Source organism: Pedobacter sp., assembly GCF_035566355.1.
Taxonomy (GTDB): Bacteria; Bacteroidota; Bacteroidia; order Sphingobacteriales; family Sphingobacteriaceae; genus Pedobacter.
In genome coordinates this window covers 1-21135 of sequence record NZ_DATMRL010000391.1, presented here as the reverse complement: position 1 = coordinate 21135, position 21135 = coordinate 1, and the positions used below count along the sequence as shown (strand labels likewise).

17 protein-coding genes and 1 pseudogene are annotated in these 21135 nt (G+C 39.5%); 13 read left to right on the top strand and 5 right to left on the bottom strand.

The window, feature by feature from the left end; translation table 11 throughout:
• Both VNZ46_RS14945 and VNZ46_RS14940 read left to right on the top strand, forming a co-directional pair.
• Positions 1–456, top strand: a pseudogene (locus VNZ46_RS14945) (SulP family inorganic anion transporter); the annotation flags it as partial.
• A 6-nt stretch (positions 457–462) separates the two neighbouring features.
• Positions 463–1134: a carbonic anhydrase gene (locus VNZ46_RS14940; protein ID WP_316835878.1), complete on the top strand. Its 672-nt coding sequence runs from the start codon at positions 463–465 to the stop codon at positions 1132–1134.
• Positions 1135–1217: 83 nt separating this feature from the next.
• Here the strand turns inward: VNZ46_RS14940 and pruA are convergent, their stop codons facing one another.
• Positions 1218–2852, bottom strand: coding sequence for an L-glutamate gamma-semialdehyde dehydrogenase (gene pruA / locus VNZ46_RS14935; protein ID WP_325560871.1), 1635 nt, complete (start codon positions 2850–2852; stop codon positions 1218–1220).
• A 110-nt stretch (positions 2853–2962) separates the two neighbouring features.
• Between pruA and lpxK the strand changes: the two genes are divergently transcribed.
• From lpxK to VNZ46_RS14920, 3 genes are read left to right on the top strand one after another with little or no spacing between them, the layout of a single operon-like run.
• Positions 2963–4018 (top strand): tetraacyldisaccharide 4'-kinase, encoded by a 1056-nt coding sequence (lpxK, locus tag VNZ46_RS14930; RefSeq protein ID WP_325560870.1) that lies wholly within the window; start codon positions 2963–2965, stop codon positions 4016–4018.
• The gene (locus VNZ46_RS14925) at positions 3990–4805 is read left to right on the top strand and encodes a purine-nucleoside phosphorylase (RefSeq protein WP_325560869.1); all 816 of its coding nucleotides are present in this window, start codon (positions 3990–3992) and stop codon (positions 4803–4805) included. Before lpxK ends, VNZ46_RS14925 begins: the two co-directional genes overlap by 29 nt.
• Entirely contained in the window at positions 4805–6805 is a 2001-nt protein-coding gene (locus tag VNZ46_RS14920) for a putative porin (RefSeq protein WP_325560868.1), read from the top strand. Before VNZ46_RS14925 ends, VNZ46_RS14920 begins: the two co-directional genes overlap by 1 nt.
• On the opposite strand, the gene VNZ46_RS14915 is transcribed toward VNZ46_RS14920, so the two are convergent.
• Positions 6802–7983, bottom strand: coding sequence for an asparagine synthetase B (locus VNZ46_RS14915; RefSeq protein WP_325560873.1), 1182 nt, complete (start codon positions 7981–7983; stop codon positions 6802–6804). The two genes, VNZ46_RS14920 and VNZ46_RS14915, sit on opposite strands and share 4 nt — an antisense overlap.
• A gap of 221 nt (positions 7984–8204) precedes the next feature.
• Between VNZ46_RS14915 and VNZ46_RS14910 the strand changes: the two genes are divergently transcribed.
• Entirely contained in the window at positions 8205–8666 is a 462-nt protein-coding gene (locus VNZ46_RS14910; RefSeq protein WP_325560867.1) for a peptidylprolyl isomerase, read from the top strand.
• A 25-nt stretch (positions 8667–8691) separates the two neighbouring features.
• Entirely contained in the window at positions 8692–9228 is a 537-nt protein-coding gene (locus VNZ46_RS14905; protein ID WP_325560866.1) for a DUF5606 domain-containing protein, read from the top strand.
• Positions 9229–9499: 271 nt separating this feature from the next.
• Here VNZ46_RS14905 and rlmH read toward each other — a convergent pair whose 3' ends face one another.
• Entirely contained in the window at positions 9500–9973 is a 474-nt protein-coding gene (gene rlmH, locus VNZ46_RS14900) for a 23S rRNA (pseudouridine(1915)-N(3))-methyltransferase RlmH (protein ID WP_325560865.1), read from the bottom strand.
• Between the two features lie 62 nt (positions 9974–10035).
• Between rlmH and VNZ46_RS14895 the strand changes: the two genes are divergently transcribed.
• Positions 10036–11853: a MutS-related protein gene (locus VNZ46_RS14895; RefSeq protein ID WP_325560864.1), complete on the top strand. Its 1818-nt coding sequence runs from the start codon at positions 10036–10038 to the stop codon at positions 11851–11853.
• Between the two features lie 71 nt (positions 11854–11924).
• The gene (locus VNZ46_RS14890) at positions 11925–13262 is read left to right on the top strand and encodes a GH1 family beta-glucosidase (RefSeq protein ID WP_325560863.1); all 1338 of its coding nucleotides are present in this window, start codon (positions 11925–11927) and stop codon (positions 13260–13262) included.
• Between the two features lie 70 nt (positions 13263–13332).
• Here the strand turns inward: VNZ46_RS14890 and VNZ46_RS14885 are convergent, their stop codons facing one another.
• A complete protein-coding gene (locus VNZ46_RS14885; RefSeq protein WP_325560862.1) occupies positions 13333–15609 on the bottom strand; it encodes an aconitate hydratase in 2277 nt (758 codons plus the stop codon).
• Between the two features lie 284 nt (positions 15610–15893).
• Positions 15894–16511 carry a polysaccharide deacetylase family protein gene (locus VNZ46_RS14880; RefSeq protein WP_325560861.1) on the bottom strand — a complete coding sequence of 206 codons (618 nt, stop codon included), beginning with the start codon at positions 16509–16511 and terminating at the stop codon, positions 15894–15896.
• Between the two features lie 88 nt (positions 16512–16599).
• Here VNZ46_RS14880 and VNZ46_RS14875 point away from each other — a divergent pair, with 88 nt between their 5' ends.
• The 4 genes from VNZ46_RS14875 (at position 16600) to VNZ46_RS14860 (ending at position 20845) form a co-directional block, all read left to right on the top strand.
• Complete coding sequence (locus VNZ46_RS14875; protein WP_325560860.1) at positions 16600–17964, top strand: TolC family protein; 1365 nt, start codon at positions 16600–16602, stop codon at positions 17962–17964.
• A gap of 35 nt (positions 17965–17999) precedes the next feature.
• A complete protein-coding gene (locus VNZ46_RS14870; RefSeq protein WP_325560859.1) occupies positions 18000–19358 on the top strand; it encodes an efflux RND transporter periplasmic adaptor subunit in 1359 nt (452 codons plus the stop codon).
• A gap of 74 nt (positions 19359–19432) precedes the next feature.
• A complete protein-coding gene (locus tag VNZ46_RS14865; protein WP_325560872.1) occupies positions 19433–20431 on the top strand; it encodes an NAD(P)H-dependent glycerol-3-phosphate dehydrogenase in 999 nt (332 codons plus the stop codon).
• Positions 20432–20521: 90 nt separating this feature from the next.
• On the top strand, positions 20522–20845 hold the full coding sequence (locus VNZ46_RS14860) for a hypothetical protein (RefSeq protein WP_325560858.1): 324 nt from the start codon (positions 20522–20524) through the stop codon (positions 20843–20845).
• The last annotated feature ends 290 nt before the right edge of the window (positions 20846–21135 follow it).

The window sequence follows — 21135 nt, the reverse complement described above, 5'->3', positions numbered from 1 at the left end:
ATTGCTTTGTTTAAACATATGTACCATAAGGGCTGGGACCAGTTTGTACCTTTTGTGGTAACAGTAGCAGCTGTATTGCTTACAGATTTATTAAAAGGTGTAGCCATAGGTATGTTGGTTTCTATTTTTTACCTGCTGCGTACCAATATGCGTAATCCTTTCTTTTACAAGATTCACGAAGAAGGAAATAAGAAGAACATCAGGATTAAACTTGCCGAAGAAGTTTCCTTTTTAAACAAAGCAGCCATACAGGTTATGCTGAATAAAATTCCGAAGGAAACAACGGTGACCATTGACGGAAGTAATTCCAGGTATATTGATCCGGATGTGCTGGAAACTATTTTTAATTATAAGCATAACGCTTATACAAAAGGGATTATCGTTATATTAGAGGACATTAAGTCTCAATATATTGTTCCTAAATTAACTAACAAATTAGACGAAATTAATAACTAAGATATCATGTGTGCAAAATTAGAACAACAACAAACGCATCAAATTACATACGAAGGATTGTTACAGGGAAATAAGGACTGGGTTGCTGCAACACTTAAAGAGGACCCTCAGTTTTTTGACCGGTTATCTGCAGGGCAGGCTCCACCAGTATTGTGGATCGGCTGTTCGGACAGTCGTGTACCAGCCAACCAGATTACCAATACCATGCCTGGAGACATCTTTGTACATCGTAACATTGCTAATGTGGTTACACATACGGATATGAATTTACTTAGTGTACTCGATTACTCGGTGAATGTATTAAAGGTGAAACACATCATAGTATGTGGTCACTATGGCTGCGGAGGTGTAAATGCTGCCCTGGGAGATAAACAGGTTGGACTGATTGATAACTGGTTGAGAAATATCAAGGATGTTATCCGTATGCACGATCGTGAAATGTCGACCATTAAGGATCCTGTAAAAAGATCGAACAGACTTGTTGAGCTCAATGCCATAGAGAGTGCTGCTAACGTAATGAGTACTTCTATCGTACAAAATGCCTGGGCTTCAGGTCAGGAACTTTCTGTGCATGCCTGGGTCTACAGCCTGCAAACCGGAATGATTACTGATCTGCAGGTAAGTGCATCAAGCGCAGCTGATTTGTCTCCTGTATTCAAAATGGACGCGGGAAAATAATTTGGTGCATTATTGCAGAATACAATTTCTATTAAAGTAAAAAGCTCCCGGTTTATGACCGGGAGCTTTTTTTACGGATATATTTAATCGTTTGCTAAGAATGGATAACGATAGTCTTTCGGCGGATCGAAAGTTTCTTTGATCGTACGTGGGGAAACCCAGCGTAGCAAGTTGATCATAGATCCTGCTTTATCGTTTGTACCAGAACCTCTGGCTCCTCCGAAGGGCTGCTGTCCTACTACTGCGCCGGTACACTTATCGTTGATATAGAAGTTGCCTGCTGCATTGCGTAAGCGATGTGTTGCTTTTTCAATAGCATATCTGTCCTGAGCAATTACTGCACCTGTTAAAGCATAAATGGAGGTTTGATCCACAATGTCTAATACCTGATCAAAATCTTTATCCTCGTATACATATAGGGTAAGTACTGGGCCAAATAGCTCTTCGCTCATGGTAACATAGTTCGGATCTTTAACCACAAGTACGGTAGGCTCTATAAAATAACCTTTTGATTTGTCGTAATTGCCGCCAGCAATCACCTCTACAGCTGGATCGTTCTTCGCTGCATCGATGTATTTAGTTAGTTTATTAAAGGAGTTTTCATCGATAACAGCATTAATAAAATTGCTGAAATCTTCTGTTCCGCCCATTTTAAAAGTAGCCAGGTCACGAAGCATAAATTCTTTTACCTTAGGCCATACGCTTTTGGCAACATATACTCTTGAAGCTGCGGAACATTTCTGGCCTTGATATTCAAAAGCACCTCTGATAATGGCGGTACTGGAGCTTTCTGCTTCAGCCGAACCATGAACAAGGATAAAATCTTTTCCACCGGTTTCGCCAACTATACGTGGATAAGTTTTAAACTTGTGGATATTGTTTCCAATGGTTTTCCAGATATCCTGGAAGACTCCGGTAGATCCGGTGAAGTGAATGCCTGCAAAATCTGGATGGCTGAAAATGACCTCGCCAGCATCAGGTCCGGAAACATAGACCAGGTTGATTACTCCGTCTGGCAATCCGGCCTCTCTGAAAATCTGCATCAGTACATTAGCTGCATAGATCTGAGTGTTGGCAGGTTTCCAAACAACAACGTTACCCATCATTGCGGCCGAGGTTGGCAGGTTACCTGCAATGGCAGTAAAGTTGAAAGGGGTTAAAGCAAAAACGAAACCTTCTAGCGGGCGCTGCTCTACTCTGTTCCATGAACCTTTTGGCGAAACTGGAGGTTGCTGCTTATAGATTTCAGACATATAGCTTACATTGAACCGAAGAAAGTCAATTAGCTCACAAGCCGAATCAATCTCTGCCTGGTAAGCGTTTTTGCTCTGGCCAAGCATAGTTGCAGCATTTAATTTGTACCTGTAAGGGCCGGCGATAAGGTCGGCTGCTTTTAAGAAAACAGCTGCGCGTTGTTCCCAGGCTAGGTTTTCCCAATCTGCTTTTGCAGCTAAAGCGGCATCAATTGCTTTTGTAACATGGCTTTTATCGCCTTTGCTATAATAACCTAGAATATGTTGATGATCGTGCGGTGGGGTAGTCTTTCCTTTATTTTCGGTATGAACTTCAGCGCCGCCTATATACATTGGGATGTCAATTTGTTTGGAACGGGCATCGGCCAGGGCCGCTTTTAAAAGTTCACGTTCTTTACTTCCCGGTGCGTAGCCTAAAATAGGCTCATTGGTGGGTGCTGGTACGTTAAAAAATCCTTTAAGCATGGTATTGAATTGTTGTTTATACAAAGATAGTTTTTATTTATCAGCCATGGTAGAGGCTAAAATATAAGCAGGATACATTCTGGTTGATAATTCTTATTTTTGACCCATACATGATTAAGAAACTGCGACTGCTACTTCTTCCTTTTTCCCTTATCTATGGAGTGGTTACTCTGGTCAGGAACAAATTTTATGACTGGGGCCTTTTTAGGTCAGTTAAATTTAACCTGCCGGTAATTTGTGTGGGAAATCTGGTGGTGGGCGGTTCAGGTAAAACCCCTGTCACAGAGTACTTGGTTCATTTGCTTGATGATTATAAAATAGCCATACTGAGCAGAGGATATGGCAGAAAAACCAAGGGATTTATATTGGCCGATGGGGCGGCAACAGCAGAAACTATTGGAGACGAACCGATGCAGTTTTATTGTAAATTTCCGGAGGTTACTGTTGCTGTTTGCGAAGACCGTGTAAAAGGTATTGAGCTTCTGAAAGAGCATCACGATCTGATCATTCTGGACGATGCTTTTCAACACCGCAGAGTTAAGGCAGGCTTTAATATTCTTCTTTTTGAATATCAGAAGCTTTTGAGACCACAGTTTTTATTACCTGCTGGAAATTTACGGGAGTTATTTTTGGGTTACAGAAGGGCGGAATCGCTGCTCATCACGAAGATCCCTGCGTCTTTAAATATCGAGGGTAAAAAACAGGTTCTGAAAAAATTTAAAAAGGGAAATATTCCGGCTTTTTCTGAAATAAAGTACGCCGATCTCGAGTCTGTTTTTAGAGGAACAAGCAGCGGGAATGCTACTCTGGTGAAAAATATGAAGGTGTTTTTGCTTACGGGGATTGCAAATCCGGAGCCCATGATTTCTTATCTTTCCGGATTTGGAGTGAATGTAGACCATCATCATTATGCTGATCATCATCAGTTTAGCTTGTCGGAAATTCATAAGCTTGTTCGCGCGTTTGAGAGAGAAAAGGATAAAGAAAAAATCATCATCACAACAGAAAAGGATGCGCAGCGTTTATCAGATATCAGAATAAAAGAATTACTTTTAAATTTGCCTGTATTTTATTTGCCGATCCGGATAGAAATTCAGAAGGAAGATAAAGTTACATTTGACCAAAATATTTTAAATTATGTTTCAAGCCATACACGAAACCGTTGAGTATATAAAGAAAAAAACAGATCATTTTAAACCGGAGATTGGAATTATTCTGGGTACGGGTTTAGGTGATCTGGTTGGGGAAATTGAGGTGGCCTATAGCCTGATGTATCCTAATATTCCTAATTTTCCAATATCTACTTTGGAATTCCATTCTGGTAAACTGATATTTGGAACACTGAACGGAAAAAAGGTTGTGGCGATGCAAGGCCGCCTGCATTATTATGAAGGTTATAGTATGCAGCAGATCACTTTTCCTGTAAGGGTGATGAAAGCTTTGGGAATTGGCTACCTGTTTGTGTCTAATGCTGCAGGATCGTTAAATCCTGATTTCAAAAAAGGGGACCTGATGGTCATTAATGATCATATTAATTTACAGCTGGAAAGTCCATTGAGGGGACATAATGACGCTGATATGGGACCTCGTTTTCCAGATATGAGTGAACCATATAATCGTAAGCTTATAGCAGATGCGCTGAGCATCGCTGCAGCAGAGGGAATTACCTGCCATCAAGGCGTGTATGTTTCTGTAACAGGACCAAATCTGGAAACTAAAGCTGAATACAAATATTTGAGAATTATTGGTGGGGATGCAGTAGGTATGAGTACGGTACCGGAGGTGATTGTGGCCAATCATATGAAATTGCCGGTATTCGCTGTTTCGGTATTGACAGATGAAGGCTTCCCTGAGATATTGCACCCCTTTAGTCTGGAAGATATCCTGGAAACTGCGCGAATCGCAGAACCTAAAATGACTAAAATTTTAAGCCAGTTAATCGCTACATTATAATGTATAAATTTCTTGTTCTTTCTGTTTTGTTTTGTTTACTGCTGTTTGGGCAGGGGGCCTTTGCGCAGGATTTAAAGACGACTGTTAGAGAGAATAAAGAATTGGATTCTTTAAGAAAAAAACTGGATGGGGGTAAGGACTCTGTGGTTTTTACGTCTAAATACGTCAGGTATACCACGCTTGGGTTGACGAGAGATAGTATACAAACTTTTCCTTTAGATACAAGTTTAAGGAATTTTCAGAATTACAGTGTATTGAATCAACCCCGAAGACCAACTATAAATACAGGAGGGCCGGGATTGGCGGCGCAGTTGATGCTTTTTGAACCTTCGAAAAGCATTGGATTTGATCCTGGTTTCCATTCTTTTGATCTTTATAAGATGAGCCCAGAAGACATCATTTACTACCAGGCGCGTACGCAGTTTAGTAATCTGTATTATGTAAGTGGGGGGCCGGAGCAGGTTTTTAAAGCGACACATACCCAAAATATAAAGCCGAACCTGAATGTTGGTGCGAATTATTATCAGATTGGGTCTAAAGGAGTATATAACAATCAGAAAGCAAACGATTTGAATACCTCGCTGTTTACCTGGTATCAATCTCCGAATAAGCGTTATAACCTATGGGCTACAGCTATTTTCAGCAGTTTTAAGGCTGGGGAAAATGGTACAGTAAATAATGACAATCTGTTTACTAATGTGGATGCCACACAGCGCGTATCCCACGAAGCAGAAGTGGTGAGGTTGACTACAGCTAAACAGCGCTGGCACAATAACATTTTCTTTCTTAAGCAAAGTTATTTTATCGGCCGTATTGATACGGTTGAACAGCCGGTGATGAAGAAAGTGTTGCCTACCAATAAAATAACCTATACCGTTTCATACAATACGCAATCTTTTGGCTTCTCTAAAAGTGAAACTGATGACCATTCTGTTTTGCCAAAGGGATTGATCGATACGGTTTCTACAAATGATTCCACCAGTGTAAGCCATCTGCGGAATGAATTTATTTATAGCTTTTTCCTTCGGGGTAAGTCGCAAGCATTTATTAAAAATGAACTAAAAATAGATGTTGGTATCAGGCATGACTATTATAAGTATACGCAGCTTGCCCGTTATGCCAATTTAACCAATTATTACGACTATAGTGCGACTTTTCAGAATTCGACATTGCTGGGTGCTTTAGGGTATCGCTTCAGTGACCGTATGGATTTGAATGTGGATCTCCAGCAAATCTTCCAGGGCCGGCAAATTGGCGATTTTTTGTATGAGGCCAAGAGTAATGTACGGCTGAGTAATGCAGCGGGCCGTGTGGTTCTGGGGGCTTATATCCAAAATAAGTCTCCTGAGGAGGTGTATATCCGATATTTTGGAAATCATTACAATTGGGCTAAGGGTTTAGACAGAACCAAAACCGTTAATTTATCTTTCAATTATATCAATGATAAATATAAGTTTGAGGCTGGTGCAAAGTATTACCTGATCAATAAATATCTGTACTTTGCCCAGGTAGATAGTGGAGTGGATATTGCACCTACTCAAGAGGCTGGAAGTATTAATTTGTTAAAAGTTACTGTTGGTAAAAAGGTAGACTTTGGTAAATTCCATTTGGACAGTTATCTGGTTTATCAAAAAACAGATAGCAAAAGCATTTTGCGTACACCAGAGGTATATACTTTCAACAGCCTGTACCGTAACCAGACCTTTTTTAAAGTTCTTAAAACGGATGTGGGTATAGATTTAAGATATAATACTCCTTATGATGCTTTAGCTTACTCGCCAGCGGCAAGCCAGTTTTATACATTGAATAATGGACCTCAACTCAAAACAGAACCCATTATTGACGTTTGGGTAAGAGCAAGTCTGAGAAAGGCGAACCTTTTTGTGAAATATGACTATGTTAATCAGGGTTTATTTTCCAAAGGCTATTACAGTGTATACAAATATCCAATGCCAGATCGTATGCTGAAATTTGGAGTAAGCTGGAATTTCTACGATTAAGTTTTCTGTGGTTTCTTTTTTGCAGCAGGAAAAAGTACGTTGTTTAAGATCAGGCGGTATCCCGGTGAGTTTGGATGAAGGTTTAGATCTGTTGGGGGGTCGCCAACCAGGTGCTGATAGTCTTCAGGATCATGTCCTCCATAAAAAGTGAATTGTCCCTTTCCGAATTCTCCATGAAGATAGCGTACCTCTTCCGCGCCTTTGTTTTCACCAAGTACAGTAATGTCCGGTTTGACCAGGGATTTTCTGAAGGCAGTCGTTTGTCCCATAAAGCCCTTGATGACTTTTTCATGGTTTTGGGTCAGCATTGTTGGAACTATATCCCACTTTGCTGAAAAATCGAAAAGAGTAAAGAAGTCATTGCTTTGGACAAGTGTCCGGGTTTGAGTGACGTCTATGTTTGAGAATTTATAATTGGAAGGATTCAGGTCTATCGTGAAATCTTTAAAAGCAAAGGTCTTATTGAAATTGAGCTTTGATTGTGCATTCGGATCTGCAGCGTCTCCGTCAAACATCCTTTCGCAAATATCTACACCTTCAGCGCTTAATGCAATATCAAAAGTATCTGTACCGGAACACATAGCAAATAGAAAACCGCCACCTGAGCAAAAAGCTGCGATATGTTTAGCTACAGCAAGTTTCATTTCCGATACTTTTTTAAAGCCATTTCTTTTGGCTGTGGCTTCCTGATTGGCTACATCTGTTTTGTACCAGGATGCATTTCTAAAATTGCTCCAGAAACGACCATATTGACCTGTGAAGTCTTCATGATGTAGATGTAACCAGTCATAACCTGTCAATTTGTCTTTGAGAACTTCGTCATCATAAACCACATCATAAGGGATTTCAGCATAGGTGAGTACCATGGTTACGGCATCATCCCATGGTAATTTGCTTTTTGGGGAATAAACGGCAATTTTAGGCGCTTTCTCTAATTTAACCATTTCCATATTGACATCCGGGCTGCTGATTTCGTTAAGTAGTGCTGTAACTTTCGCATCTGCCATGACTTGATAGGATATACCCCTGATCTTGCACTCATCTTCTATTTGTTTTGCATACTTGATCAGGAAACTTCCACCGCGGTAATTCAGCAGCCAGCTTACATCGGCCTGTTGTTTAATACTCCAATACGCCAGCCCATAGGCTTTCAGATGATTTTTCTGATCTTCGTCCATATAAATCAGGATGGATGAAGCTCTGAGGCCGAGAGAAAGTGTCAATAATAGGAATAATAAGATGTGTTTTTTCAAAACCGTTGGAGTTAGGTATTCGCGAATTTAAAATTTTTGAATGCCATAATAAAATTATATACATTTATCCTCTGTAGCTTTTTAAGCCATAAAGTTTAGGTAATCATTTCAATTTACTAAATTTGGCGTTTACATAAAAAATGAATATGAGCAAAGCAATAATAAAAACAGAGAAAGGTGACATGACCGTTCAGTTTTACGATAAAGATGCACCTAATACCGTAGCCAATTTTAAGAAATTAGCTAAAGAAGGATTTTATGATGGCGTTACTTTTCACCGTGTGATTCCTAATTTTGTGATTCAGGGTGGTTGTCCAAACTCTAAAGATCCTGCTAAAGCTCATTTGGCAGGTACAGGAGGTCCGGGCTACAAAATTGACTGTGAGCTTGATGGAGAGAATCAGTACCATGACCGCGGTGTATTGTCTATGGCGCATGCAGGAAGAAACACTGGTGGTTCCCAGTTTTTTGTTTGCCACAGCAGGACCAATACAGCACACCTGGATAGAAATCATACTTGCTTTGGTAAAGTAGTAGAAAATGTAGATCTTGTTGACGATATTAAACAAGGGGATAAAATTTTAAGTATCGAAGTGATAGAAGATTAATTCTGTCTTTCAAAAAATAAAACATATGAATTTAAGAGGAATAGTAGCAGTGTCTGGCCGACCTGGGTTATATAAGCTGGTAGGACAAAATAAAGCGGGCTACGTATTGGAAAGTCTGGATGCTCAAAAGGTTAAGATCGTTGCAAATATCTCTACTACTAAACTTGCATCTTTGGAAGACATCACCGTTTATGGACAAGAAGATGATCTGAAACTGGTGGATGTTTTAGCTAATATTGCTGCAGCGAAAAGTAATGTTCCTGATGCAAAGGCTGATGCTTCAGCTTTGAAATCCTTTTTTAACGAGGTAGCGCCTAATCATGATGATGAAAAGGTTTATACTTCTGATATGAAAAAGATTGTTAGCTGGTATCATTTATTAAAGGAGCTTCCCTTGTTTAACGAAGAGGCTCCAGGTACAGAAGAACATGAGTCTGTTAAAGCTGAAGAGAAAGCAGAGAAAAAGGCAAAGGCAACACCAAAGCCGTCAAATGCGAAAGCTCCAAGTAAAACTGCTCAGCCTGCAAAAAAAGCAAATATGACCAGTAAGAAAGGCGTCTAGTCTTTACAATGGATTAAAAAGGCCGGGTGTATAAAGCATCCGGCTTTTTTGTGCGTTGCAGTTTCCATCTACAATAAATACCAGAGGAGCAGAAATGCAATGGCTGAAATAATGATGGCGATCCAGTAACTGCCCCGTGAGCTTGAAATATCACTTTTGAACTTATAATTCCTGGTAAATTTAAGTTTGTTTTTTAAATCTTCGTCTATCATAACGATTTCTCCTTTTTATAATGATGATTTTTTAATTTTGATTCCATAAAGAAATCAGGTTATTCGTGGTGATAGGGTTCTCCTTTTAAGATACTGAAGGCCCTGTACAGTTGCTCAACAAAAAATAGACGAACCATCTGGTGGGAAAATGTCATGTCTGATAGTGAAATGGAGGAGGCAGCCCGTTTATATATACTTTCATCAAAGCCATACGGACCTCCAATGACAAATATCAGATGTTGAACACTACCGATCATTTGTTTGTTCAAATAGTTGGCGAAAGATACAGAACTATGTTTCTTTCCCTTTTCATCTAAAAGGACGACCAGGTCGGAATTGGCGATCTGTTTTAGGATTAATTCTGCTTCTTTACTCTTCTGCTGGGCTTCGGTAAGGTTCTTGGTGTTTTTTATGTCTGGAATTACAGTTAGGTTAAAGCCAATGTAGTGCTTCAGTCTGTTCAGGTACTTATCAATACCTTCAATCAGGTATTTATCTTCTGTTTTTCCAACCACCAGTAAGGTTATCTTCATTCCGTTCTTAGGGTATATAATGTATTGCCTATATTTATGATTTTCTGAGAATCTTCAAATATATGGTAAAAACTAAAGAAGCTATTTTAATTCACTATCAAAATCAAATACAGATTCAACAAAACAAGGTGGAGGGCCTCGTCAAAAAACTCAACCAAGTTTCCTTATCCAGATTGGGTGTATTTATTGCAGAGATATTAATTGTTGCGCTGATCATTAGTCAGGGCTATCATTGGATTATGGGATTACTATTGTGTATTCCTGTTTTGATTTTCATGGTCCTGGTCAAAAAGCAAGTGAACTTACAAGGCGAATTGAGGTATGCAAGAAAATTATTGTGGATTTATCAGAATGAAGAACATCATTTGTTAGACCGAAAGAATGGGTACGATGATGGAGTTCAATATCAGGATGAATATCATCCATATACCTCAGATCTCGACGTTTTTGGCCCCCTGTCTTTGTATTCAATGCTTAACCGTTGTAAAACAACCAGGGGAATGGATTTACTGGCCCGTCATCTGGAAGCACCATTGGAACGTACCGTCATCTTGGAAAGGCAGGAAGGGATTGAAGAGCTGAACAAACACATCGAAGATACTTTTCATTTCCGGGCCCAGTTGCAGAATCATGAATCTAGTCAATTAGGTGTTATTGAACATAAGCTAGCTCATGAACTGGAATTGCAGCTTCGTTTCGTACATGCTAAATTACTTCGGGCCTACGTAGCTTTTGTCCCTTTTATAACGATTGGTTTATTGATCATTGGCTCATTTGCGGGTGGTGTATGGTGGAATCTTCTTGGACTTGTTGCCGTATTTAATGCTGGACTTACTTTTTTTAACCTAAAGGCGATCAATCAGGTTTATTATGGTTTTAGCGGAGGGGCAGAGTTATTAAGGGCATTTTCCGGAACAATTGAATGGACAGAGCGCGTACAGTGGAAGAGTAAATATATCCGTGACTTTTTCCAGCCGGAGGTGGATAATACTCCTGTAAGCAGACAGATTAAACAACTGTCATCTATTATTCAAGCTTTTGATGCCCGGTTGAATATTATCGTTTCTTCATTCTTAAATCTTTTATTTCTTTGGGATTTAAGGTGCACAGTGAGGCTGGATAAATGGTATGTAGGTTCTTCTGCCCATATATTGAAAGGGCTATACCGGATCAGTCAGTTTGAGGAACTTATTTCTTTTGCAACCCTAAACTATAATGAGCCTGCCTGGGTATACGCTCAAATTCAGGAAAATTTTGCTTTAGATGCGCTGAATCTTGGTCATCCACTGATTGAAGGTGGAAAACGAATTGTGAACAGTTATAGCTTAGGTGAAAAGCCAACTGTTGATATTGTAACTGGTTCTAATATGGCAGGTAAGAGCACGTTTTTAAGGACGGTAGGTGTGAATATGGTTCTGGCTTTCTCTGGAGCACCAGTGTGTGCTGAGGCACTCAGCTTGTCAATTTTTAATGTACTTTCTTATATGAGGATCAAGGATTCTTTGAACGATCAGACTTCTACCTTTAAGGCAGAGCTTAACCGTCTTAAAATGATCCTGGATTCAACCCGCATACAGAGAAATTCCTTTGTGCTAATTGATGAAATGCTTCGGGGAACGAATAGCAGGGACAAGTACCTGGGCTCTAAAGTTTTTATTGAAAAGATGATTGAACAGCAAACGCCAACTTTATTTGCTACGCATGATTTGCAATTGTCTGAAATGGAAGCAGAACATTCCTTCTCTGTTCGAAATTATCATTTTGATATACAGATTGCAGATGGCGAAATGCACTTCGATTATAAGTTGAAACATGGGGCATGTAAAACTTTCAATGCAGCTATACTTTTGAAACAGATTGGTTTGAGTTTAAAAGATTAGATTTACAGGATGTTGTTGAATTAATATTGATTTAATATCTGATTTCCATATTGCCTGTTATTTATGTAGTTATGATAAAAGCATCTCAATTTGGAACTGATTTTTTATGGGGTGTAGCCACGGCAGCAGCACAGATTGAGGGTGCTGCCGATACTTATGGGAAGGGTCCATCCATTTGGGATACTTTCTCTAAAAAGTCTGGTAAGATAAAAAAAGGTCATCATCCTGCAGTTGCATGTGATTTTTATCATCGGTATAAAGAGGATATTGCTTTGATCAGGATACTTGGTTTTTCGATATTCCGTTTTTCCATTTCCTGGCCGAGAATTGTTCCTTCAGGTCATGGTCATGTAAATGAAGAAGGTATCCGTTTTTACCATCAGATAATCGATGAATGCCTGCGACAAGGGATTACGCCCTATGTTACGCTTTATCACTGGGATCTACCCCAGGCTTTACAGGATGAGGGCGGGTGGACCGCCTATAGCATAAATAATGCTTTTAACCATTTTGTAACGATATGTGCTAAGGAGTATGGCGACAAAGTAAAAAATTGGATTGTGATGAATGAACCTTTCGGTTTTACCTCACTTGGGTATATGCTGGGAATACATGCTCCCGGAGAAACAGGACTGACGAACTTTTTCTCAGCAGTACACCATGCGGCTCTGGCGCAGGCGGACGGCGGGCGCATTCTTCGTACTGAAGTCAAGGAAGCCCATATAGGGACTACTTACTCTTGTTCCGAGATTATTCCTTTTACACAGAACGAAGCCGATCTCCAGGCTGCAAAAAGAGTAGATTGTTTGATGAACCGGCTGTTTATTGAGCCGGCCTTAGGAATGGGTTATCCTATGGCTGATTGGGATGTGATGGAGAAGTTTTCAATAAACCATTCGACCTGGAGACATACTGAAAGACTAGCCTTTGATTTTGATTTCATTGGCCTTCAGAATTATTTCCCGCTCACCATAAAGTACAATGCTTTTATTCCGGTATTGCAGGCCTGGGAAGTGAAAGCTAAGAGCCGTAAAAAGCCCCATACCGCGATGGGCTGGGAGATCAATGGAGATAGTTTTCAGAACATCATCCGGCAGTTTGCAGCCTATCCAAAGGTTAAAAATATCTTCATCACTGAAAACGGCGCTGCATTTCACGACAAGGTTGTTAATGGCGTTATTAATGATACAGAAAGAATAGCGTATTTTAAATTGTATCTGGAAGCTTTATTAAAGGTAAAAGAGGAGGGTGTAAATGTAATAGGTTATATGGCCTGGACGCTTATGGACAATTTTGAATGGGCGGAGGGATATAATGCACGTTTTGGGCTTGTCCATACTGACTTTAAAACACAAGAACGTATTATCAAAGATTCAGGACACTGGTTTCAGGATTTTCTTGGGCGATGAGCTAAGCCGTTTTTTAGACATAAAAAAAACTCCCGCATTTCTACGGGAGTTTTTAAAAACTATTTTATGCTTATGCATTTTTAGCAGCGGCTTCTCTGCGGATGATGTTTAATGCACCACCTGCTTTAAACCATTCGATCTGCTGCGCATTATAGCTATGGTTAACTTTAATCTCTTCTTTAGAACCGTCTTTATGATTCAATACAATCGTAAGGGGAACATCAGGGGTAAATTCGGTTAAGCCAATGATATCTATTACATCATCTTCTAAAATCTTATCATAGTCCTCTTTGTTGGCAAAGGTAAGACCAAGCATACCTTGCTTTTTAAGGTTGGTCTCATGGATACGAGCAAATGATTTTACCAATACGGCACGTACACCTAAGTGACGGGGCTCCATAGCGGCATGTTCACGACTTGATCCTTCTCCATAGTTTTCGTCGCCTACAACAATAGAACCTATGCCTGCGGCTTTATACGCACGCTGGGTAGCTGGTACCGGGCCGTATTCGCCTGTTAGCTCATTTTTCACCGTATCGGTTTTTTCATTGAAGAAATTCACCGCACCAATTAACATGTTGTTAGAGATATTGTCTAGGTGGCCACGGAATTTTAACCATGGACCAGCCATTGAAATATGGTCTGTTGTACATTTTCCTTTGGCTTTGATCAATAGTTTTAAGCCTTTTAGATCAGTACCTTCCCAAGGTTTGAATGGATCTAGCAATTGCAGACGGTGAGAAGTAGGAGAAACAATAACTTGTACACCACTTCCATCTGCAGCAGGTGCCTGGAATCCGGCATCATCCACATCAAAGCCCTTTGGAGGTAATTCGTGTCCAGTTGGCTCATCTAATTTTACCTGCTCACCTTTATCATTTGTTAAAGTATCCGTAAGCGGGTTGAAACTTAAATCACCTGCAATAGCCAACGCTGTAACCAATTCTGGAGAGGCTACAAATGCATAAGTATTTGGATTGCCATCTGCACGCTTGGCAAAGTTCCGGTTGAAAGAGTGAACAATAGTGTTTTTTTCTTGTTTTTCTGCGCCAACTCTATCCCACATACCAATGCATGGTCCGCAGGCATTGGTAAATACAGTTGCACCAATTTGTTTGAATACGTCGAGGAATCCATCACGGTCGATGGTATAACGAATTTGTTCTGAACCTGGATTAATGCAGTACTGTGCATTAGTTTTAAGTCCTTTTTCGGAAACTTGCTTAGCTACACTTACTGCACGTGAAATGTCTTCGTAAGAAGAGTTGGTACAAGAACCAATCAAACCCACTTCAATTTTCATCGGCCAGCCGTTTTCTGCAGCTACTTCTTTCATTTTAGAAATAGGCGTAGCCAGATCAGGTGTAAATGGACCGTTCAGGTAAGGCTCAAGTTCTGACAGATTGATCTCAATCAGCTGGTCGAAATATTTGTCTGGATTTGCGTAAACTTCTGGATCTCCTGTTAAGTGTTCTTTAATTGCATTCGCCGCATCAGCAACATCTGCACGATTAGTCGCACGTAGATAGCGCTCCATACTTTCATCATAACCAAATGTAGAGGTTGTTGCACCTATCTCTGCACCCATGTTGCAAATTGTACCTTTACCGGTACAACTCATATTATTGGCTCCTTCGCCAAAATATTCTACAATAGCACCAGTACCACCTTTTACAGTCAGAATACCCGCTACTTTTAAGATAACATCTTTAGGAGAAGTCCATCCGTTTAGTTTTCCGGTTAACTTTACGCCGATTAATTTAGGGAATTTAAGCTCCCAGGGTAAACCTGCCATAACATCGCAGGCATCTGCACCACCTACACCAATTGCAACCATACCTAAACCCCCAGCGTTCACCGTGTGAGAATCTGTACCGATCATCATTCCGCCCGGGAAAGCATAGTTTTCCAATACAACCTGGTGGATGATGCCTGCCCCTGGTTTCCAGAAGCCAATGCCATATTTGTTGGATACAGAAGCAAGAAAATCAAATACTTCTTTGCTTTCTGTATTGGCAGCAGGAAGATCCTGTTCTGCACCGTATTTTGCTGTAATTAAGTGATCGCAGTGTACGGTTGAAGGTACTGCAACCTTAGGGCGGCCAGCCTGCATAAATTGCAATAAAGCCATCTGAGCTGTTGCATCCTGCATAGCTACCCTGTCAGGAGCAAAATCTACATAGTCAGTACCTCTAACATAGGAAGTATTGGTATTCTCATCCCAAAGGTGAGTATATAAAATTTTTTCTGAAAGTGTTAAAGGTCTGCCTACTAGTTTACGGGCCGCTTCAACACGGGGTCCGAAGTTTGCATACACCTTTTTGATCATATCTATATCAAAAGCCATTGATAATCTGTGTTAAAAGGTAATATATTAGAATTATTTGTAGCGAATTTACAAAAAAAAACAGGGGCGGGCCATCATCTGAGGATCATTATATTATTTATAAGTATTCTAAATAATATCGCTTGCTATAGTTTTTAAATAGAACCATTAATTTGACGTCCATTTATGAACAGCACTGTTCATAAATGGACGGTTTATTGATTTTGTTTTTGCTTAAGTATTTGTAATACAGTTGTTTTTGTGATTTTTTGGTTTTGGTCTGAACTTGGTGTAACCAGATTCAATTATAAAGTTTCAAATGTATAACCTCGTTCGTGGAAATATTGAAGTGTGCGGGGTAAAGCATATTCCAGTCTGTCAAATGCTTTGAGGCTGTCGTGAAACACTATAACAGAGCCATTAACCGTATGTTTAATCACATTTTTAAAACATTTATGAGGAGCAAGATTAATGTCAAAATCACCGCTGAGTACGTCCCACATAATAATTTTCATGTTTGGATAGTATTTTCTGATTTCCTTAATCTGGGATTTTTTGATCCTGCCATATGGCGGACGAAACAAATTGGTAGCGGTTAGTTCCTGACATTTGCTGAAATTCCGGAGATAGAGTTCATCTGTTGTTTTCCATCCTTTAAGATGGTTATAAGTATGATTGCCAATACGGTGACCATCGCCAATTACCCGCTCGAAAATCTCAGGATATTTTGTAATATTATCTCCGATACAAAAAAAGGTTGCCTTTGCCTGAAAACTTTTTAAAGTTTTTAGAACAAAGTCTGTAACATCAGGTATAGGTCCATCGTCAAAGGTTAAATAAATGACTTTGTCAGATCGGCTTTTGTTCCAGACTAAAGATGGGTAATACCATTTTAAGAGAAGAGGTGATTTTACCAGGTACATGTCCAAATGTAAGAATTTGCTGGCGGCGGTACTTGAAAATTTACAAAATCAATTAGTTGTTTTATAGTATTATTGTGAAACTAAAATTATGAAAATATTTACAAGCTCTCCTATGTTCGCCGGTCTAAGCATAGTCTTATCTGTTGCCTTCACAACAGGTTTTGTGCAGAAATCGACCGCACAGGAGGTGATTACCATACAGGAAGCGATTGATAAGACGCTAAAAAATAATCTTCAAGTAAGACAAAGTCAGTTCAGCGAAAGTTTATCAGATGAAACCTTGAAACAATCAAAAATGGCACTGGTACCTACTTTAAATGGATCAGTGACTTCTGGAATTAGTTTCGGCAGGGGGCAGGATCCCAATACATACCAGATTATTAATCAGAAATTGTTGACAACTTCAGGTTCTTTGGGAACAGGTGTTCCTGTTTTTCAGGGATGGTCTTTGCTAAATCAGATTAAACAAAATAAAACCTTGCTGGAGGCAAGTCAAAAGAATACGGAAAAAGTAAAAAATGATCTTATTTTACAGGTGATTACTTCTTATCTTCAAATCCTATATAATAAGGACCTTTTAAAGGCTGCGGATCAGCAATTATCAGTTTCAAAACAACAGTTGGACGTGCAACAACAATTACTTGACGTTGGAAATAAAACCTTAGCGGATTTGTCTCAAGCGAAATCTCAGCTTGCAACATCTGAATTGAATAAAACGAACGCAGTGAATGCGCTTACCATCTCTTATCTCACCCTTGCACAACTGATGGAGATGCCTTCTTCAACTAAATATGAAGTTCAGGCCCCTGTTTTATCAAGCTTTAACAAGCCTATAACTAGTTATAATCCAGACGAAGTTTACAATAATGCATTGACGTTCTTCCCAGATATTAAATTAGCATCTCTACGTACAGATGCTGCCAGAAAAGGAATTGATGTTGCAAAGGGCAGCCTTTATCCTAAGCTTTCTTTTAGTGCCGGACTAGGATCTTCCTATTCTTATACATTTGCATCTTCTTCACCTCAAACATCATTTTCTCAACAATTAAGTGACAGGTTTGGGCAAAATATTGGACTGAGTTTAAGTATTCCAGTCTTTAATGGATTACAAGCAAAAATTGGGGTTAGGAAAGCTAAAATCAATTTGCTCCAAACCCAAACTGACGAGCAACTTGCAAAAAACAACCTAAATAAAGTCATCTATCAAGCCGTTGCGGATTTAAAGGCAGCAGAAGGTCGCTATTCTTCAACAACCAATACCTTTCTTGCACAAAAAGATGCTTTTCACGTTATTGAACAACGTTATGCTGTAGGATTGGTGAATTCATTGGATTACAGTACTTCTCAAACCAATATGAATAAGGCCGAAATTGATATGATCCAGGCTAAATACGATTTACTGTTCAGGGCGAAGGTGATTGACTATTACCTCGGGAAACAGATTATTTTTTAATTGATACCATATACACACAATAAAACAACAGATCAATGAAACTCAAACACATCATCATAGCCGTCGTTGTACTCATCGCATTACTGGTTATTTTAAAAGTTACTGGAGTGATAGGGGGCAATAAAGCCGAAAAAGTAACTGTCGAAAAAGCCGTGGAAAGAGAGGTGATAGAGACAGTGACAGCAAGTGGGAAAATCCAGCCTGAAACGGAGGTGAAGTTAAGCTCTGAGGTTTCTGGTGAAGTTGTTGAGCTTCATGTTAAAGAGGGTGATGTGGTCAAAAAAGGACAATTGCTTTGTAAAGTTCGTCCTGATGTATTGAAATCTGGTTTTGACAGAGCGGTTGCCTCTTTCAGTTCCCAGAAAGCAGGCGTAGCCTCTGCTGCGCAACTCCTGAAACAAACTGAAGCTAATTTTGTAAATGCTGAGGCAACCTATAAACGCAATGTAGAACTCTTTGGTAAGAAAGTAATTTCTGCTTCAGAGTTTGATGCTGCGAAAGCGGCTTATCTAACTGCAAAAACAAATCTGCAAAAATCGAAAGAGGACCTGACTTCTGCTAAATTTATGCTGGAACAAAATGGTGCCAATGTCCAGGAGGCAAGTGCCAACTTAGCCAAAGCAACAATTTATGCCCCAGTAGATGGAGTGATTTCCAAATTGTCTGTTGAAAAGGGAGATAGAATTCTCGGAACAGCACAAATGGCCGGAACGGAAATTATGCGTATTTCGAACCTGTCTTCCATGGAGGTGAATGTAGATGTCAATGAAAATGATATCAATAGGGTCAATGTAGGAGATAAGGCAAATATAGAAGTTGACGCATTTTCCGATAAAAAATTTAAAGGTGTTGTAACAGAAATTGCAAGTTCCTCAAAAGATATTGGAACTGCAGTAACCTCTTCGGTAGATCAGGTGACCAACTTTGTAGTTAAAGTGCGGATTCTTGCAGAATCTTATAGTGATATCAAAGGTGGAGCTAAAGATCTTCCTTCGCCATTCAGACCAGGGCTTTCTGCCAGTGTAGATATTGAAAGTGAAACAGAGAAAGGGCTTTCTGTCCCTATTCAATCAGTTTTTACGGGCCAGAAAGATAAAACGGATCAACCTAAAGAAGAAGGCGGGGATAATGCAAGCCAAGAAAAGCAAAAGAACAAACTTACCGATAAAAAGATTAAACAGTACGTATATGTGTTTAACAATGGAACAGTAAAACAGGTTGAAGTGTCCACGGGAATCCAAAACGATCGGTTTATTATTATAAAATCGGGTATCAAGGTGGGCACAGAAGTAGTTACGGGACCTTATTCCGCTATTCAGAACAGATTAAAAGATGGAATGAAAGTAGAGAAAACGACTAAGGATCAGTTGTTTGCTGCGCCTGATAAAAAGTAAGAGCTGGCAAACGCAATAAATTGAGTAAATTGTCCCGGTTGATCCATTCAACCGGGATTTTTTATTTAGACAATATGGTGCCAAGAGTTGCAATGATTGGTGGTGGTAGCTGGGCTACAGCCATCATTAAAATGCTTTCAGATAATATTACACAAAAAGAGATGTACTGGTGGATGCGGAATACTGATGCCATCTCACACATTAAAACCTATCACCACAATCCAAACTACTTAAGTTCTGTAGAAGTACGTATTCCGGATGCAAATATCTCTTCAAATATCAGAGATATTGTTAATTCTGCGGATTATGTGGTTTTGAATGTCCCTGCTGCATTTCTGAAAGAGACATTAAAAGATATTGGTCCTGAAGATTTGGAAGGAAAAAAAATTGTTTCGGCCATTAAAGGGATTGTTCCGGATGAGAATCAGATCATTGGAGAATTTCTCCATGAAAAATATAAAGTGCCATTGGAAAACATTTTGGTGATCAGTGGTCCATGTCATGCGGAAGAAGTTGCGCTGGAAAAACTCTCCTACATTACCATCGCGTCTGTTAATCTGCAGCATGCAGAGAGTTTTGCCCGCATGTTAAATACGCGATATATTAAAACCAACATTTCTGATGATATTTTTGGAACTGAATATGCTGCAGTACTTAAAAATATCTATGCTGTAGCTAGTGGTATTTGCCATGGGGTGGGATATGGAGATAATTTTCAAGCCGTACTAATCTCGAATGCCATCAGGGAAATCAACCGTTTTGTAAGTGCCGTGCATCCAATTTCCCGCGACATTAACGAATCTGCCTATCTTGGGGATTTGCTGGTTACTGCCTACTCGCAGTTTAGCAGGAACCGCACTTTTGGTAATATGGTAGGTAAAGGTTATACAGTTAAATCTGCTCAACTTGAAATGAACATGATTGCCGAGGGCTATTATGCAGCCAGTTGTATGCACGTAATCAATAAAAAATATAAGGTCGATATGCCAATCAGCAGGGCGGTATATGCAATTTTATATGAAAAGCACTCCCCTGTTATTGAGATGAAGTTACTAACAGAACAACTGAATTAAACCAAACAATTCCTTCCTACAGATGTTATAATGTTGGTGATGAGACGCTCATAATTGATGGTCGGGTTGCCATTAACAATTTATATACATATGAAAAGGAAATTTTTATTTGGTGTTGTTGCCCTTGGGTTGGTAACTACATTTGCGCTCTCCACACAAGCACAGGAGAAAAAGAAAGAATCTATAGGAAAGAAAATTGAAAAGACTGCCGATAAGGTCGGGAATAAAACTGCTGAGGTTGCTGTAAAAGGGACCTCTAAAGTAGGCGATAAGACCTGGAAAGGTAAGATGGCACCTGATGGTTCTGATGTATATATTAACAGTAAAAATCGTAAATATTACGTCAATAAAAGAGGGGCGAAGGTGTATTTGAAAGCCTCTCAGATCAGAACCAGACCAGAGAAAAAAGATTAGTCTTTATCAGAATTTTAGAAACCGGACCCTGTTCCGGTTTTTTTATGCGCTTAATTTTATCTGTGTAATATTTTTGTTTAAATACTACTATTATTGTAGATATAATGGACTATATTTGTTTTTCACCAACTAAACTATTCTATGAGAAGATTTTACCTAATGATTATACTGCTTACCGGGCTGGGCTTTTCTACCTCTGCTCAAACCATCAAAGGAGTGATCCGAGATACCGTACAGACAATTATCGGGGCTACCGTATCTGTTTCGGGACAAAAACAGCGAGCCGGAAC

Coding starts and splice junctions, on each gene's coding strand:
- VNZ46_RS14910 (WP_325560867.1), top strand. CDS start 8,205: ATGAGCAAAGCAATAATAAAAACAGAGAAAGGTGACATGACCGTTCAG.
- VNZ46_RS14915 (WP_325560873.1), bottom strand. CDS start 7,983: ATGGACGAAGATCAGAAAAATCATCTGAAAGCCTATGGGCTGGCGTAT.
- VNZ46_RS14895 (WP_325560864.1), top strand. CDS start 10,036: ATGGTAAAAACTAAAGAAGCTATTTTAATTCACTATCAAAATCAAATA.
- lpxK (WP_325560870.1), top strand. CDS start 2,963: ATGATTAAGAAACTGCGACTGCTACTTCTTCCTTTTTCCCTTATCTAT.
- pruA (WP_325560871.1), bottom strand. CDS start 2,852: ATGCTTAAAGGATTTTTTAACGTACCAGCACCCACCAATGAGCCTATT.
- VNZ46_RS14880 (WP_325560861.1), bottom strand. CDS start 16,511: ATGTACCTGGTAAAATCACCTCTTCTCTTAAAATGGTATTACCCATCT.
- VNZ46_RS14940 (WP_316835878.1), top strand. CDS start 463: ATGTGTGCAAAATTAGAACAACAACAAACGCATCAAATTACATACGAA.
- VNZ46_RS14905 (WP_325560866.1), top strand. CDS start 8,692: ATGAATTTAAGAGGAATAGTAGCAGTGTCTGGCCGACCTGGGTTATAT.
- VNZ46_RS14860 (WP_325560858.1), top strand. CDS start 20,522: ATGAAAAGGAAATTTTTATTTGGTGTTGTTGCCCTTGGGTTGGTAACT.
- VNZ46_RS14885 (WP_325560862.1), bottom strand. CDS start 15,609: ATGGCTTTTGATATAGATATGATCAAAAAGGTGTATGCAAACTTCGGA.
- VNZ46_RS14890 (WP_325560863.1), top strand. CDS start 11,925: ATGATAAAAGCATCTCAATTTGGAACTGATTTTTTATGGGGTGTAGCC.
- VNZ46_RS14865 (WP_325560872.1), top strand. CDS start 19,433: ATGGTGCCAAGAGTTGCAATGATTGGTGGTGGTAGCTGGGCTACAGCC.
- VNZ46_RS14925 (WP_325560869.1), top strand. CDS start 3,990: ATGTTTCAAGCCATACACGAAACCGTTGAGTATATAAAGAAAAAAACA.
- VNZ46_RS14875 (WP_325560860.1), top strand. CDS start 16,600: ATGAAAATATTTACAAGCTCTCCTATGTTCGCCGGTCTAAGCATAGTC.
- VNZ46_RS14920 (WP_325560868.1), top strand. CDS start 4,805: ATGTATAAATTTCTTGTTCTTTCTGTTTTGTTTTGTTTACTGCTGTTT.
- VNZ46_RS14870 (WP_325560859.1), top strand. CDS start 18,000: ATGAAACTCAAACACATCATCATAGCCGTCGTTGTACTCATCGCATTA.
- rlmH (WP_325560865.1), bottom strand. CDS start 9,973: ATGAAGATAACCTTACTGGTGGTTGGAAAAACAGAAGATAAATACCTG.